Source organism: Streptomyces tardus (genome assembly GCF_018101125.2).
GTDB lineage: Bacteria > Actinomycetota > Actinomycetes > Streptomycetales > Streptomycetaceae > Streptomyces > Streptomyces tardus.
Genome location: NZ_JAELVF020000001.1, coordinates 3,164,330 through 3,179,299, shown reverse-complemented (window position 1 = coordinate 3,179,299; position 14,970 = coordinate 3,164,330). Strand labels below are relative to the sequence as shown.

Genomic DNA, 14,970 nt, shown 5'->3' with positions numbered 1-14,970 from the left:
CCGAGCCCGCAGGCGCTCCGGGGCGTACGCCGTCGAGCCGGAGGGATGGACACTGCCGTGAGCGACGCCGAAACCGGCCCGGAGGGAACACCGCACCGGCATCCCAGAACGGTGGCGGGCGCCGACGGCGCGAACAGCGGCGGCTCCGGCTCCGACGGACAGGGCGACGGACGGGACGGCGGCGGCGGACGACGTTCGGGCGCGGGACGGTGGCTGCGGTGGACGGCGTTCGCCACCTCGGTGGTCATCCTGGCGGGAGCGGGCACGGGCTGGGTGATGTACCACCGACTGGAGGGCAACATCACCACCGACACCGCCACCGCCGAGCTGCTGGAGAAGTACGAGCGGGAGCGGCCCGATCCCGAGGTGGACGGCGCCTCCAACATCCTGGTGATCGGCTCGGACGACCGCAGCGGCCAGAACCGTCGGTACGGCAGGGACAACGGCACGGCGCGCTCGGACACCGCGATCCTGCTGCACCTGTCCGCCGACCGGGACCGGGCCACCGCCGTCTCGCTCCCCCGCGATCTGATGGTGGACATCCCCACCTGCGACCGCCCGGACAGCTCCCGCGCCAAGGGGCAGTTCGCCCAGTTCAACTGGGCGTACCAGTTCGGCGGGGCGGCCTGCACGATCCGTACGGTCGAGAAGCTCACGGACGTACGCGTCGACCACCACATGGTGATCGACTTCGACGGCTTCAAACAGCTGGTCGACTCGGTGGGCGGCGTGCAGGTCTGCCTGCCGGACCCGGTCAGGGACCGCGACGCGAAGCTCGACCTGCCGGCCGGACGCCAGACGCTGCGGGGCGAGGACGCCCTCGGCTACGTACGTGCCCGCCAGAGCTTCGGCAACGGCAGCGACACCGACCGGATGGCCCGTCAACAGGACTTCCTCGCCTCGCTGGTGCGCAAGGTGCGCGGCAACGGCGTACTGATGAACCCCGCCAAGCTCTTCCCCGTGCTGAACGCCGCGACCTCCTCCGTCACGGCCGACTCGGGCCTGAACTCCCTGACCGAGCTGTACGACCTGGTGCGCAGCGTGCGGAACATTCCGGCGGAGGAGGTGCGGTTCATGACCGTACCGAGGCAGCCCTACCGCCAGAACCCCAACCGGGACGAGCTGCGACAGCCGGACGCGGCCCGGCTGTTCGCGCAGCTGCGGGAGGACCGGCCGGTGCACGAGGGCGGGCGCACCGGGGCACGGGAGCGGAACGAGGGCGCCCGTACGCAGAGTTCCTCGCCGCAGGACCCGGCCTCGCAGAGCCCGGCACCCGGCGGGTACGCGTCCTCGCCGCCTGAGAGCGGCGGGGTCTGCGCGGACGACGACTGAGCGGCTGAGCGCCGGCGCGGGCGGCCCCACGAGCCGGCCGAGGAGCGCCAAGCGTGGCGGGAGCGGTGGCGGAAGCAGCGCGGAGACGGGGCGGAAGCGGGTCTGTCGGGGCGCGTGAGAGGGCGGTCGGGGCGGCGCGGAGTGCGGGGGTCGCGGAATCACCCAACCAGTCCGGGGCGATATGCCCGAATACCCCCGCATGTAGCGCCGGATAAAGCCTCACCGACGTGGTCCGCCGCTGAACTGGGCGGATAAGGTGTGCGCTCAAACATACGGCCCCGACCGTCCGGAGCGCTCCGAGGGGAGAGGCGACCCGGGCCGCAACGGAGGACTCGCGCGAAGTGGACACGCATGGCCGTGGACGCTCGGGAGACGTGGACCCCGCAGATCAGTGGGTGTTCGACCCCGAGACCGGCAGTTACGAACTGCGACTGAACGCCCCCGACGGACCGGGCCACGACCATACGGGGTCACCCTCCGCTGTTCCCGGCCAACGCAACGCCACCGGTGGTGTGCGTCGGCGCCGGGACACCGACGCGGGTGACATATCCGGTCCCTCGCCGAAGGGCGGGGACGAGAAGACCGAGGACCGTTCCGGGGCGGCGGTTCCCGGGCAGCGCTCCCGGCGCAGGGCCGCCGAGCCGACGGCCGGCCGCAGCCGGCGCAAGCGCAAGCCAGGGCTCAGCCGGAAGCAGAAGGTGCTGCGCTGGGGCGGCGGTTCGCTCGCGCTGCTGCTGGTGGTCCTCGGCACCACCGGCTACCTCGTCTACCAGCACTTCAACAACAACATCGACAAGGTCGACGTCGGCATCAAGAACGACGCCACCACCGACGGACCGGTCAACATACTGATCCTCGGCACCGACGCACGCAGCGGCAAGGGCAACGCCGGCTACGGCGACCGCGACAGCAAGGGCCACGCGGACACCACCGTGCTGCTGCACGTCGCCAAGGACCGTTCGCACGCCACCGCGCTGAGCATCCCGCGCGACATGGTGGTGGACATTCCCGACTGTCCGACGCAGACCGACGAGGGCGAGCAGACGGTACCGGGCAGCCGCGGGGCGCGCTTCAACGAGAGCCTGGGCCAGAACGGGCGGGACCCGGGCTGCACCTGGCGCACGGTCGAGGAACTGACCGGGATAAAGATCAACCACTTCATGATGGCCGATTTCAACGCGGTCAAGGAACTCTCCACCGCGGTCGGCGGCGTCGAGGTGTGCGTCGCCAAGGACATCGACGACAAGAAGTCGAAGCTCAAGCTGACCAAGGGAAAGCACAAGGTCCAGGGCGAGGACGCGCTGGCCTTCGTACGCACCCGCGGATCGGTCGGGCTGGGAAGCGACCTGAGCCGGATCGAGCTCCAACAGCAGTTCCTGAGCTCGATGTTCCGCGAGGTCAAGAACAGCGGCTCGCTCTCCAACCCGAAGAAGGCGTGGAACCTCGCCAACGCCGCCACCGACGCGCTGACCGTCGACACCGGCATCGGCAGCGTCAAGAAGCTCGCCGCGCTCGCCTCCGACCTGCAGAGCGTGAGCCCGAAGAACATCACCTTCGCCACCGTCCCGGTGCTGGACAACCCCAACGAGACGGTGAAGTCGACGGTCGTCCTGGACCACGCCAAGGCCACCCCGCTGTTCGAGATGATCAAGGCGGACAAGTCCCTGGCTGGAACCAAGAAGGACGAAAACCAGTCAGACAAGAAGGGGAAGAAGGTCGAGAAGGCCCCCAAGAGTGAAGTCCGGGTGGACATCTACAACGGGGGTGGGCCCATCGGTTCCGCACAGCAGACCGTGAGCTGGCTGCAGAACGACCACGGCGTGCGCCTGTCCACCAACTCCGGCAACGCCCCGGCCCAACTCGACACCACCACACTGGAATTCGGCTCGGACCAGGAGGCGCAGGCAGCAACGCTCGCCGACCTCATGGGACTTGCCAAGTCCGCACTGAAGAAGAAGTCCTCACCCGCAGGCGACTCGGTCCCCATGACCCTGACGCTGGGAGCGGACTTCAAGGCCGCCGGCACACCGATCGAGGCCCCGGACAAGGCACCGGACGGCGTGCAGAACATCAACGGCGACGACAGAGACGTCTGCGCCAAGTGAGTCGGACGAGGACTGATCAAGGGGGAGGGTCCTGTGCGACGACGGACCACTGAGAGCGACGACGACAAGGGCATACGCCAGGCCGGCGCCCGTACCGAGGACGGAGCGGGCGACCGGTTGCCCGGGAACGGGAAGACGAAGGACACGAACCACACCGTGCCGCTGCGCCAGGCCGAAGCCGGCGCAGGAGGCGGGGCGGGAGGCGCGGGAGGCGGCGGAGCGGGAGGCGGCGGAGAAGGCGGTGAGCCGGGAGCCGAGCCGCCGCGCAAGAAGCGCCGCGCCCTGAAATGGACCGCGATCGGCCTGGCCGTTCTCGTACTCGGCACCGGCGGCGCCGGCTTCCTCTACTACCAGCACCTGAACGGCAACCTCACCAAGGACGCCCTGCACCTCGGCGACAAGAAGCTGGAGAAGAACAAGCCCAACGCCGAGGGCCAGACCCCCATGAACATCCTGCTGCTGGGCTCGGACAGCCGGAACAGCAAGGAGAACGTACGGCTCGGCGGATCGCACGCCGACGCCGGCCGGCCCCCGCTCGCGGACGTGCAGATGCTGGTCCACGTGTCGGCCGACCGCAGCAACATGTCGGTCCTCTCCATACCCCGGGACACCCGGGTGACCATCCCCAGGTGCACCGACACCGACGACGGGAAGGTCTACGAGCAGCGTGCGGACCGCATCAACACCAGCCTGCAGAACGGTGGTCCGGGCTGCACGGTGGCGACCTGGGAGGAGCTCACCGGGATATCCATCGACCACTTCATGATGGTCGACTTCTCCGGTGTGGTCTCGATGGCCGACGCGGTGGGCGGCGTACCGGTCTGCGTGGACGCCAACGTCAACGACCCCAAGTCGGGCCTGAAGCTGAAGAAGGGCGAGAGCGTCGTCCGGGGCGAGCAGGCGCTGCAGTGGCTGCGCACCCGGCACGGCTTCGAGGACGGCAGCGACATCGGCCGTGCCAAGGCCCAGCAGATGTACATGAACTCGATGGTCCGCGAGCTGAAGGCCGGCACCAAGCTCACCAACCCCGGAAAGCTGCGCAAGCTCGCCGAGGAGGGCACCAAGGCGCTCACCGTCGACGACAGCCTCGACACCGTGATGAAGCTCTACGACCTCGGTGAGGACCTGCGGCGGGTGCCGACCAAGCGCATCACCATGGCGACGATGCCGTGGACGTACTCGCAGGGGGGCAGCTACGTACTGCCCAAGGAGGCCGACGCCGAGCGGGTGTTCGGCATGATCCGCGCGGACATCGCACTGGACGGCAAGGACAAGGGCAAGAAGGCGCCCGCCGAGCCGGAGCCCGCCGACACCGCGGCGCCGCCCGGTGAGATATCCGTGCGGGTGATGAACGGAACCGGCACCTCGACACAGACGCCGGTCACCGGACGCGCCAACGCGATCAGCTCGCAGTTGCAGGGCAAGGGCTTCGCCCGCGCCTACCCCGACCAGGCCCCCACCTCCAAGTGGGACACCCAACTGAGCTACGCCGACCCGGAGTTGGAGGGTGACGCGCAGGCGGTCGCGAAGGCGCTGGGGGTCCCGGAGAAAGCCGTGAAGCGGTCCTCCGAGGGAGAGGGCATCACCCTGGTCGTCGGCGCGGACTGGCGCACCGGCGGCTCGTACCCCGCCCCCGCCGGCGGCGGCTCGTCCGACGAGAAGCCCGAGGACGACGGAAAGGCGCCGGACAGCCTCGACGGGATGAACGGCGACGACGACACGGCCTGTATGAACGTCAGCCGCCAGCACACCTGGTGAGCCCAGCGCGAGACACGAGGGAGGGGCCCGACCATTCGTCGGGCCCCTCCCTCGTGTCTCGCGCGCGGCGCCGGACGGCGGTCGGCTCGGCAGGCGTACGCCGCCCCCGCGCCCGGTGCCCGTACGCCGTCAGCTGCTCGGGACCGGCTCCCTGCGGCTGGCGATGACCGTGCGCGCGAGCTTCTTCGGGCTGGTCAGATACCCCCAGCCCCAGGACATGTGCATCGTCGCCAGCGCGAGCGGGATCCGCACCCGGGCCGCCGCCGGCAGGCCGCGCCCGGCGGGAAGCGAACCGGCGGTGATCGCGGCGAGGTAGCCGCCGGGGATCACCAGCGCCCACGGCGTCAGCACCGCGCCGGCGACCGTACCCGCGGCGATCGCCAGTACGGCGGCCGGCGGGGCGAGGTAGCGCAGATTGATCGAACCGGAGTGGTAGCGGGCGACGATGTGCCGCCAACGCCCGTAGTTGCGGTACTGCTTGGCCAACGCGCGCACGCTGGGACGGGGCCGGTAGGAGACCAGGAGCTCGGGCGAGAACCAGACCCGGCCGCCGGCCTGGCGGATGCGGAAGTTCAGCTCCCAGTCCTGGGCGCGGATGAACTCCACGTTGTAACCGCCCTGCTGCTCCAGCACCTCGCGGCGGAACACTCCCAGGTAGACGGTCTCCGCCTCGCCCGCGCTGCCGCCGGTGTGGAAGGCGGCGTTGCCCACCCCGATGCGGGAGGTCATCGCGGCGGCGACGGCCTGCTCCCAGGCGTTCTCACCCTCGGCGTGCATGATGCCGCCGACGTTCGCGGCGCCGGTCTCCGCCAACAGCCGTACGGCGGTGGCGATGTAGCCGGGCGAGAGCATCCCGTGGCCGTCGACGCGTACCACCACGTCGTGGCTGGACGCCTCGATCGCCGCGTTCAGACCGGCCGGTGTCCGGCCCGTCGGGTTCGGCACCGTGCGCACGCGGGGGTCGGCGGCGACCAGCTCGGCGGCGATCTCGTCCGTACGGTCCTCGGAGGGGCCGAGGGCGATCACCACCTCCAGCTCGCCGGGGTAGTCCTGCTCCAGGATGTGCCGGACCGAGGTGCGCAGATGCCGCTCCTCGTTGAGGACCGGCATGATCACCGATACGGCGGGCGTGGTGTCGGGCTCGTCTACTGCGGAGGTCACCGGGTCACGTTACCGCGAACGGGGGAAGGGGCCGCACGGCAGCCGTAGGGGCCCGGACGGCGGGCTTACGGTGCAGTACCGCCGAGGCGGTGGTACCACCGCCTCGGCGGTACTGCACCGTAAGCCCGCCGTCCGGGCCCCTACGGCTGCCGTGCGGCCCCTTCCCCCGTTCGCGGTAACGTGACCCGGTGACCTCCGCAGTAGACGAGCCCGACACCACGCCCGCCGTATCGGTGATCATGCCGGTCCTCAACGAGGAGCGGCATCTGCGCACCTCGGTCCGGCACATCCTGGAGCAGGACTACCCCGGCGAGCTGGAGGTGGTGATCGCCCTCGGCCCCTCCGAGGACCGTACGGACGAGATCGCCGCCGACCCCCGCGTGCGCACGGTGCCGAACCCGACGGGCCGGACACCGGCCGGTGTCCGGCCCGTCGGGTTCGGCACCGTGCTCACGGTCAGCGGCACCGGCCACCTGCTGGTGAACGGGATCGGCGCCGGCATCGACCGCGTCGACCCCTTCCAGGACCTGAAGAACCGGCCGGACGCCGGCCGCGGGGTGAACTTCCTGGTCGTCGGCGTGGACCAGCGGGACGCCCTGACCGAGAAGGAACGCGGCAAGCTCCGCCTCGGCGGGGCCTCCTGCAACTGCACCGACACGATGATGCTGGTGCACCTCTCGGAGGACCGGGACCGCGCCAGCGTCGTCAGCCTGCCCCGCGACTCGCTGGCCGAGCTGCCGCCGCACCACGATCCGGCCACCGGCGAACGCCGCGGGGAGAGTCGCCAGAAGCTGAACGCCGCCTACTCGCGCGGCGGCCCGAGCCTGACCGTCCGCACGGTGGAGCGGATGACCGGCGTCCATGTGCACCACTACCTGGAAGTGGACTTCGCCAGCTTCATGCGGACCGTCGACGCGGTGGGCGGCGTCCCGGTGTGCAGCACACGACCGCTCAAGGACAAGAAGGCCGGGCTGGACATGCCCGCGGGCACGACCAGGCTGGACGGCGCGGGAGCACTCGCGTACGTGCGCGCGCGCTCGGTCGACGGTGCCGCCGACATCGGGCGGATGCAGCGCCAGCAGCGGTTCGTCGCCTCGCTGATCGACGAGGCTGCCTCCAACGAGGTGCTGCTGAACCCGGTGCGGTTCCGGCGGGTCAGCAGCGCGGTGCTCGGCTCCGTACGCGCCGACCAGGGCTTCGGCAAGGACGAGATGCTGGCGCTGGGCAAGGCGATGAAGGACTTCGACGCCTCGTCCTCGGAGTTCACCACGGTGCCGGTCGCGGATTCCAAGCACCGGGTGCCGGGGCTCGGGGAGACGGTTCGCTGGGACGGGCCCAAGTCGAAGAAGCTGTTCGGCGCGCTGCGCGAGGACAAGCCGCTGGCGCCGGTGGCCGGGAAGTCGCAGAAGGAGAAGGACGACGGAGGCAGCGGGAACAACAGGCGGGCTGACCGGAAGGCCGTGCCCGTGGAGGTCGCGCCCGGCAGCATCCGGGTCCAGGTGGAGAACGGCACCGGCAGCGCCGGCCTCGGCCATCGCGCCGACGAGGAGCTGCGGGCCACCGGGTTCCGGACGACCGGGATTCCCGGCAACGCCCGCAAGGACGACGTCGAACGCACCGAGATCACCTACGACCCCCGCTGGGACCGTTCCGCCAGAACGCTCGCCGCCGCGCTGCCGGGTGCCGAACTGCGCAAGGCGGAGGGGCGGGGACCCCAGATGAAGGTGACTCTGGGCGAGGACTTCGAGAAGGTCACGCCCGTGCGCGAGGACAAACTGCTCGACACCGCGGGCAGGGGCAACCGGTTCGGGGCGGTGAGCGGCGACGAGGTCAGCTGCGGCTGACACACGCAGCCCGGCAGCCCGGCACAGCCCACGGGCTCGGGTGTCGCTCGGCACGGGTCATGCCGTGCGCAGAGCCCCCTCCCGTACGCAGCCCCGGGCTCGGGCTGCCGGGCTCGGGCTTCCCGGCGTACTGCGGACGGCGGCTCAGGACCTCAGGGCTTCAGGGCCTCGGGGCTTCAGGGCCTCGGGGCTTCAGGGCTTCAGGGCTTCAGGGCTTCAGGGCCTCGGGGCCTCGGGGCCGAAGTCCGGGGTGACGCCGGTCAGTCGGACGCTCGCATCCCAGAGCGCCCCGGCGTCCTCGACGCTGCGCGCGTTGTGGGAACGCCGGGCGGGGGCCGGGGAACCCCAGGCCTCCAGCCCGCGACGCGGCCCGTAGTACGCGCCGTTGCCGGCGGTGGGGTCGGTGGCGGCGCGCACCACCGAGAGCGCGCCCGCGGAGGCGGGCTGGGTGTAGAAGCGGGTGAGGCGCTCCAGCCTCGCAAGCCGGGCGTGCCCGGACATCCGCAGTCCGGCCTGCCCCAACTCCGTCGAGGACAGGCCCGGATGGGCCCCGCACGCGGTCAGCTCACGGCCGGCCTCGTCCGCTCGTCGCCCCAACTCGTCGGTGAACAGCAGGTTCGCGAGCTTCGACTGCCCGTAGGCCGTCCATGTGCGGTAGCCGGTCTCGGCGTTGAGGTTGGCGAAGTCCATCGCCGCGTAGCGGTGCGCGAGCGAGGAGACCGTCACCACTCGCGCCGGGGCCTGTGCTCCCAGGACCGGCAGCAGCTGTGCGGTGAGGGCGAAGTGGCCGAGGTGGTTGGTGCCGAACTGCATCTCGAAGCCGTCCGTGGTGTACCGCAGTGGCAGCGCCATCACTCCCGCGTTGTTCACCAGCAGGTCGAGCCGGCCGTCTGCCAGTTCGGTGATGTGCGCGGCGGCCGTGCGCACCGAGGCGAGGTCGGCGAGGTCCAGCGGCAACAGGGCGAGGTCGGCGCGCGGCGCGGCGCCGCGGATGGCGCTCATCGCCTCCTCGCCGCGCGAGGCGTCGCGGCAGGCGAGCAGGACACGCGCGCCGGCGCGCGCGAGGTAGAGCGAAGTGGCCTTGCCGATCCCACTGTTGGCCCCGGTGACGACCGCCGTACGGCCGTGGAGGTCGGGGATGTCACGGGCGTTCCAGCCGTTCATGTCGCTCCCGTCGTCGGTGCGCGGTCGCACAGGAAGCCCTGCGCCGTGGGCGGCCCAGGGTGCCAGTCGACCGCCGGCCGTGCGGGGGCGGGGGCTGCTCGGGGAGCGGCGACGAGCAGCGGTTGCGCCGGGGGACGGCCCTCGTGGAACGCCGACGGGACCGCCCCGGGCGGGGCGGTGGAGCGCCGGGCAGCCGGGCGCGGGGAGGGCCGGGGACGTGTGCCCGCTCGCTCCCGCCCGTCCCACGGGACGCGGCGCCGGGCTCCCCAGATCGTCTTCCCGGAACGTCTCAGTCGGACAGGCCCTCGGCGGCCCGACGGTCGCGCAGCTCCTTGATCGCCCGGCGGCGGGCAAGGCGGTGCGTACGTCGGATCTGGGCCTCCTGGTGGCGCCGCTTGTCTCGCTCGGTCTCCGGGATCACCGGCGGTACGGTCCTCGGCCTGCCCTCCGCGCCGACCGCCGCGAAGACGAGGTAGGCGGTCCCGACCTGGGTCGCGGGGGTGGACTCGTTCCACCGCTCCGCCAGCACCCGGACCCCGATCTCCATCGAGGAGCGACCGGTCCAGTTGACCTGCGCCTTCACATGGACCAGGTCCCCGACCCGTACCGGTTCGAGGAAGACCATCTCGTCCATCGAGGCCGTCACCGCGGCGCCGCCCGAGTGCCTGCCCGCGACCGCGCCCGCGGCGTCGTCGACCAGTTTCATGATCACGCCACCGTGGACGGTGCCCAGCAGGTTGGTGTCGTTGTGGGACATGATGTGGCTGAGCGTCGTGCGGGAGGCGGCCGTCGGCTTTCCGGGCAGCTCGCTCTCCGGGGCGCTGGTGGCGGGGTCGGTCATTGCTCCAGGGTAGAGGCGGGTTTCGGCCAAACATCACCGGAAGCGGACCGGGGGGCGCCGTTGTGGCGATTGCCACCGCACCGCAGGCCCGACCCGTCGACATACGCAGATAAGTCGGACAATTTTCCACGGCTCTGCTACAGGACTGCTCCAGTCCGACACCCGGACTGTTCTGTGAGACGCGGTCAGAGGCAGACTGCACCGCATGAATGAGTGGCCCCAGGGGTTGAGCAACGACGGCAGGAGCGGCGACGGATACGGTCGCGGCTCCCGTAGCGCGCGTCCGGAAGGCGCCCGCGTCATGCCGACCGTGGACCCGGGCGGGGTGCGCGCCCCCGGCGTCCCGGCCCAGAACCGCGGGGGCTACGACGCCGGCTACAGCGACGGCCAGGTGTACGGCAACGGCCCGGGCGGACCGGGCGGCCCCGGGGACGACTACGGCCGGGGATACGGCGACGGCGACGCCAGGCCGCGCCCGAACTGGGCCCGCCGCATCAAGTGGGCCGTGCTCACGCTCGTCGTGGTGCTGCTGGTGACCGGCGTCGGCACCTACTTCTGGGCTGACGGCAAGCTCCGCCGGGAGGTCGACCTCGGCCAGGTCGAGGACCGGCCGGGCAGCGGCGAGGGAACGACGTACCTGATCGTCGGCTCGGACAGCCGCGAGGGCCTGAGCTCCGAGGACCGCAAGCGGCTCAAGACCGGCTCCGGAACCGGCAAACTCACCGACTCCATGATGATCCTGCACCGCGGCCCGAGCGGGAACTCCATGGTCAGCCTGCCGCGGGACTCGCTCATCACCATCCCCGAGTTCACCGGCTCCTCCTCCGGTCGCCGGATCCCCGCGCAGCAGCAGAAGCTCAACGCCGCCTACGCGATCGAGGGCCCCGAACTGCTGGTCCGCACGGTGGAGTACAACACCGGCCTGAAGATCGACCACTACGCGGAGATCGGCTTCGGCGGCTTCGCCGGACTCGTCGATTCCCTGGGCGGCGTCGAGATGTGCTTCGACAAGCCGGTCAAGGACAAGAACTCCGGCGCCGACTTCCAGGAGGGCTGCCACGAGCTGGACGGCGCCCAGGCCCTCGCCTTCGTCCGCAACCGCTACAACGCGGAGGGCGGCGACCTCGGGCGCACCAAGAACCAGCAGAAGCTGCTCTCCGCGCTCGCCAACGAGAGCGCCACCCCGAGCACCGTTCTCAACCCCTTCAAGCTCTACCCCGCCATGGGCACCGGCCTCGACGCGCTCATCGTCGACAAGGACATGAGCCTGTACGAGCTGCTGCGGATGTTCTGGGCGATGAAGGGCGTCTCCGGCGGTGACGGCACGCAGATGAACATGCCGATCGCGGGCAACGTCAGCAGCCCGGCGGGCTCCGCGCTCAAATGGGACATGACCCGGGTCAAACAGCTGGTGCAGGAGCTGAAGGACGGCGAGAAGATCACCGTCAAGGGCGACTGACCCACCCGCGGGCCGCCCCACTGCGCACACGCAAACGACGATGCCCCGGCCGCGGGAGAGCGGCCGGGGCATCGTCGTGTGCCTCGCGGAGTGCATCGTGCTGTGCTCGCGGAGTGCTCAGCCGTTGGCGCAGAGACAGAACGGATGGCCGACCGGATCCGCGTACACCCGCCAGGCGCGCGCACCGTCGTGGTCGCCCTCCAGCAGCGTCGCCCCGAGCGCCAGCACCTGGGCCTCCGCCTCGTCCATCTGCTCCTCGAAGACGTCGAAGTCCAGATGCATCTGCTGGGCGTGCTCGACGCCGGGCCACTGCGGCGGCCGGTACCCCTCCGAGCGCTGGAAGGCCAGGGTTCGGCCCTGCGGGCCGATCAGCTCCACCCACTCGTCGTCGCTCTCCGGGTCGATCTTCCAATCGAGAACAGCGGCGTAGAACGCGGCCAGGGCATGCGGGTCCGGACAGTCCAGCGCGGTCACGCCCATGGTGATGGCAGCCATCGTCGACCTCTCTGTCTGAGCTGGTGGTGTTCCTGCTACTGGCCACAGTCTCTCCCAGCGCACCGACAACGACCCGGAGTTCGCCGTTCGACCCACCGCGGACCCGCCACTGGCGCCGCCGGCCGACGGGAGTGCCGACGCCCTGCCCGGGGCCCTTACCAGTGCCCAACTCCGGGAGCCACGACCGGAACCCGAGAAGCCGGACCTCGACAAGCCCTACTCCCCGCCCATTTCACTGAGAGAACCCGGATACTCCGAGAACGGATCGTCGTGAGGCCGGTGAAAGTCGTACGTGGATGCTTCCCTGTTGAACGACACCGACGCCCCGACGGATCGCAGGCCGAGGTTCTCCCGAAGCCATCCGTCGACAGCGAGAGCTGCCACCTCCGACCTGTAATCCGCAAGAGGAAACGTGACCGAAGGCCTGAAAGTCCGAACCAGGCCGGCCCGTTTCGTGTCATGAGCCCTGTTCGATGACTTCCCTCAAACTCACCGCATTCGAAGCCGAGACCCTGCTCAGAGGTGCCGTCATCTTCAAGTTCGAAGGAGACGAATCGGCGGACACCTTCGCCGGGAGTCCATTTTCCGCCGGCTCTTTGAAAAGCCTGCTCGCAAGCATCGTCGCAACCCACACAGAAGAGGGAAGGCCCGGCAGAGCGGAAGCATGGCGAGAGACATACCGGCTCGCGGGAAACATCAGCAGATGGGAGTGGGTGGCCAAGCGGACCACTTCACACCCGAGATGGAACTCTCTGACCGAGAGCGAGAAACGAGCCTGGACAGAGGTCCTTGCCGCGCCCTACCGGCTCGAAGACGGGGACCACGAAAGGCTCTGCTGAGGCTCCCCACCCGCCTCCTTGAACGCGTGCTTCCTCGAACGCAAGCGGGACAGACCGCGACCGTCACGCCGGTCCGAGGCGCTCGCGCCGAGCCGGAAAGTCCCGACGCCGGCGTACGCGGTGCCCTCCCGATGCGGCCCTCCCGACGCGGAGCCTTCCGGACGCGACGCCGCCCCGCCCGGAAGGCTCCGGGCGGGGCGGCGTCGTCAGTCGGCGAGGGGCGCGGGGCGCCCGGCCGGACCGGAAGCCGGAAGAGGGCGTCAGTCGCCGGGGCGGTCCTGCATGCGGTCCCTGGCCTTGTCGGCCATTCCGCGCGCCTTGTCCTTCGAGTCCTTGCCCTGCGAGGAGCGCTCCTTGCCCTTGTCCTTGTCGGACTGGCCGGACTTGCCCATCGAGTCCTGCGCCTTGTCCTTCATCTGCTCGGCCTTGTCCTTGAACTCGTCCGAAATACCCATGGTGACTCCTCGGCTCGGTGTGCCTGCGTGGCGTTGCCAGCGTGGCACCGGGCCCCGGGGGTCGCCTTTCGGACTGCTGCGTTCGAGCGAGGTCGACGGCGCTGCGGACCAGCCCTGTTCGGGCCGCCGGTGCGCCGTCCTCAGGCGGTCGGGCGGCCGAGCGCGCGGAAGGTCCAGCCGGCCTTGCGCCACAGCTGCGGGTCGAGCGCGTTCCGCCCGTCCAGGATGTGCGGAACGGCGACGGCCTCGCCGAGCTCCGTCGGGTCCAGCTCGCGGAACTCCCGCCACTCGGTGAGGTGCAGCACGACGTCCGCGCCGCGCACCGCCTCGCTCGCGCTGTCGGCGTAGGAGAGTGTGGGGAAGAGGGCGCGGGCGTTCTCCATGCCCTTGGGGTCGTAGACCGTCACCTGGGCGCCCTGGAGGTGCAGTTGGCCCGCGACGTTGAGCGCGGGCGAGTCCCGTACGTCGTCCGAGTCGGGCTTGAAGGTGGCCCCGAGCACGGCGATCCGCTTGCCGAGAAGCGCACCGCCGACCGCGTCCCTGGTCAGCTCGACCATGTGGCCGCGGCGGCGCATGTTGATGGAGTCGACCTCGCGCAGGAAGGTCAGGGCCTGGTCGGCGCCCAGCTCTCCGGCGCGTGCCATGAACGCCCGGATGTCCTTGGGCAGGCAGCCCCCGCCGAAGCCGATGCCGGCCCGCAGGAACTTGGCTCCGATCCGGTCGTCGTGCCCGATCGCCTCGGCGAGCTTCACCACGTCGCCGCCCGCCGCCTCGCAGACCTCGGCCATGGCGTTGATGAACGAGACCTTGGTGGCGAGAAAGGAGTTGGCGGCGGTCTTGACCAACTCGGCGGTCGGGAAATCGGTCACCACGAAGGGGGAGCCCTCGGAGACCGGGGTCGCGTACACCTCGCGTAGGGTGCGCTCGGCCCGCTCCGACTCCACACCGACGACGATCCGGTCGGGGTGCAGGGTGTCGCGGACCGCGAAGCCCTCGCGCAGGAACTCCGGGTTCCACGCGAGCTCGATCTCCTCCGCCGCGGGCGCCAACTCCCGTATGCGGGCATCGAGTCGGGCCGCGCTGCCGACCGGGACGGTCGACTTGCCGACCACCAGGGCGGGCCTGCGCAGCAGCGGCGCGAGCGACTCGACGACGGAGTCGACGTAGGACATGTCGCAGCCGTACTCGCCCTGCTTCTGGGGTGTATTGACGCAGACGAAGTGCACATCGCCGAACTCGGCGACCTCCTCGTAGGAGGTGGTGAAGCGCAACCGCCCGCTCGCGCCCTCCAGACCGGCGACATGCCGGCCCAACAGCTCCTCCAGGCCGGGCTCGTACATCGGCACCCGGCCGCGGGAGAGCAGCTCGACCTTCTCCGGGACGATGTCCAGGCCCAGCACCTCGAACCCGAGCTCGGCCATCGCGGCGGCATGGGTGGCACCGAGGTAGCCGGTACCGATCACGGTGAGCTTGGGAGCCATGTGACGGTTTCTCCTGAGGTCGTGTGGGTTGGTGGC

At 70.6% G+C, this 14,970-nt stretch carries 12 protein-coding genes; 6 read left to right on the top strand and 6 right to left on the bottom strand.

Annotated features, from left to right (window positions below):
• The first annotated feature begins 57 nt into the window (after positions 1–57).
• From JGS22_RS13650 to JGS22_RS13640, 3 genes are all read left to right on the top strand, one after another.
• Complete coding sequence (locus JGS22_RS13650; RefSeq protein WP_308405657.1) at positions 58–1,332, top strand: LCP family protein; 1,275 nt, start codon at positions 58–60, stop codon at positions 1,330–1,332.
• 341 nt (positions 1,333–1,673) lie between these two features.
• Complete coding sequence (locus JGS22_RS13645; RefSeq protein WP_211043314.1) at positions 1,674–3,437, top strand: LCP family protein; 1,764 nt, start codon at positions 1,674–1,676, stop codon at positions 3,435–3,437.
• Positions 3,438–3,470: 33 nt separating this feature from the next.
• A complete protein-coding gene (locus tag JGS22_RS13640; protein WP_308405656.1) occupies positions 3,471–5,195 on the top strand; it encodes an LCP family protein in 1,725 nt (574 codons plus the stop codon).
• Between the two features lie 129 nt (positions 5,196–5,324).
• Here JGS22_RS13640 and JGS22_RS13635 read toward each other — a convergent pair whose 3' ends face one another.
• Complete coding sequence (locus JGS22_RS13635) at positions 5,325–6,356, bottom strand: glycosyltransferase family 2 protein (RefSeq protein WP_308405655.1); 1,032 nt, start codon at positions 6,354–6,356, stop codon at positions 5,325–5,327.
• A gap of 188 nt (positions 6,357–6,544) precedes the next feature.
• On the opposite strand from JGS22_RS13635, the gene JGS22_RS13630 reads away from it, so the two are divergent.
• Complete coding sequence (locus JGS22_RS13630; RefSeq protein ID WP_216814978.1) at positions 6,545–8,200, top strand: LCP family glycopolymer transferase; 1,656 nt, start codon at positions 6,545–6,547, stop codon at positions 8,198–8,200.
• 216 nt (positions 8,201–8,416) lie between these two features.
• On the opposite strand, the gene JGS22_RS13625 is transcribed toward JGS22_RS13630, so the two are convergent.
• Together JGS22_RS13625 and JGS22_RS13620 are read right to left on the bottom strand one after the other, a co-directional pair.
• Positions 8,417–9,364: an oxidoreductase gene (locus JGS22_RS13625; protein WP_211043532.1), complete on the bottom strand. Its 948-nt coding sequence runs from the start codon at positions 9,362–9,364 to the stop codon at positions 8,417–8,419.
• 289 nt (positions 9,365–9,653) lie between these two features.
• Positions 9,654–10,205, bottom strand: coding sequence for an acyl-CoA thioesterase (locus JGS22_RS13620; RefSeq protein ID WP_211040969.1), 552 nt, complete (start codon positions 10,203–10,205; stop codon positions 9,654–9,656).
• A gap of 205 nt (positions 10,206–10,410) precedes the next feature.
• On the opposite strand from JGS22_RS13620, the gene JGS22_RS13615 reads away from it, so the two are divergent.
• Positions 10,411–11,664 carry an LCP family protein gene (locus tag JGS22_RS13615; RefSeq protein ID WP_211040970.1) on the top strand — a complete coding sequence of 418 codons (1,254 nt, stop codon included), beginning with the start codon at positions 10,411–10,413 and terminating at the stop codon, positions 11,662–11,664.
• Positions 11,665–11,781: 117 nt separating this feature from the next.
• Here JGS22_RS13615 and JGS22_RS13610 read toward each other — a convergent pair whose 3' ends face one another.
• Positions 11,782–12,159 carry a VOC family protein gene (locus tag JGS22_RS13610; RefSeq protein ID WP_211040971.1) on the bottom strand — a complete coding sequence of 126 codons (378 nt, stop codon included), beginning with the start codon at positions 12,157–12,159 and terminating at the stop codon, positions 11,782–11,784.
• Positions 12,160–12,632: 473 nt separating this feature from the next.
• Here JGS22_RS13610 and JGS22_RS13605 point away from each other — a divergent pair, with 473 nt between their 5' ends.
• Complete coding sequence (locus tag JGS22_RS13605; RefSeq protein ID WP_211040972.1) at positions 12,633–12,998, top strand: hypothetical protein; 366 nt, start codon at positions 12,633–12,635, stop codon at positions 12,996–12,998.
• Positions 12,999–13,258: 260 nt separating this feature from the next.
• Here the strand turns inward: JGS22_RS13605 and JGS22_RS13600 are convergent, their stop codons facing one another.
• Positions 13,259–13,453 carry a hypothetical protein gene (locus tag JGS22_RS13600; RefSeq protein ID WP_211040973.1) on the bottom strand — a complete coding sequence of 65 codons (195 nt, stop codon included), beginning with the start codon at positions 13,451–13,453 and terminating at the stop codon, positions 13,259–13,261.
• Between the two features lie 140 nt (positions 13,454–13,593).
• Positions 13,594–14,934, bottom strand: coding sequence for a UDP-glucose dehydrogenase family protein (locus JGS22_RS13595; protein ID WP_211040974.1), 1,341 nt, complete (start codon positions 14,932–14,934; stop codon positions 13,594–13,596).
• Between the last annotated feature and the right edge of the window lie 36 nt (positions 14,935–14,970).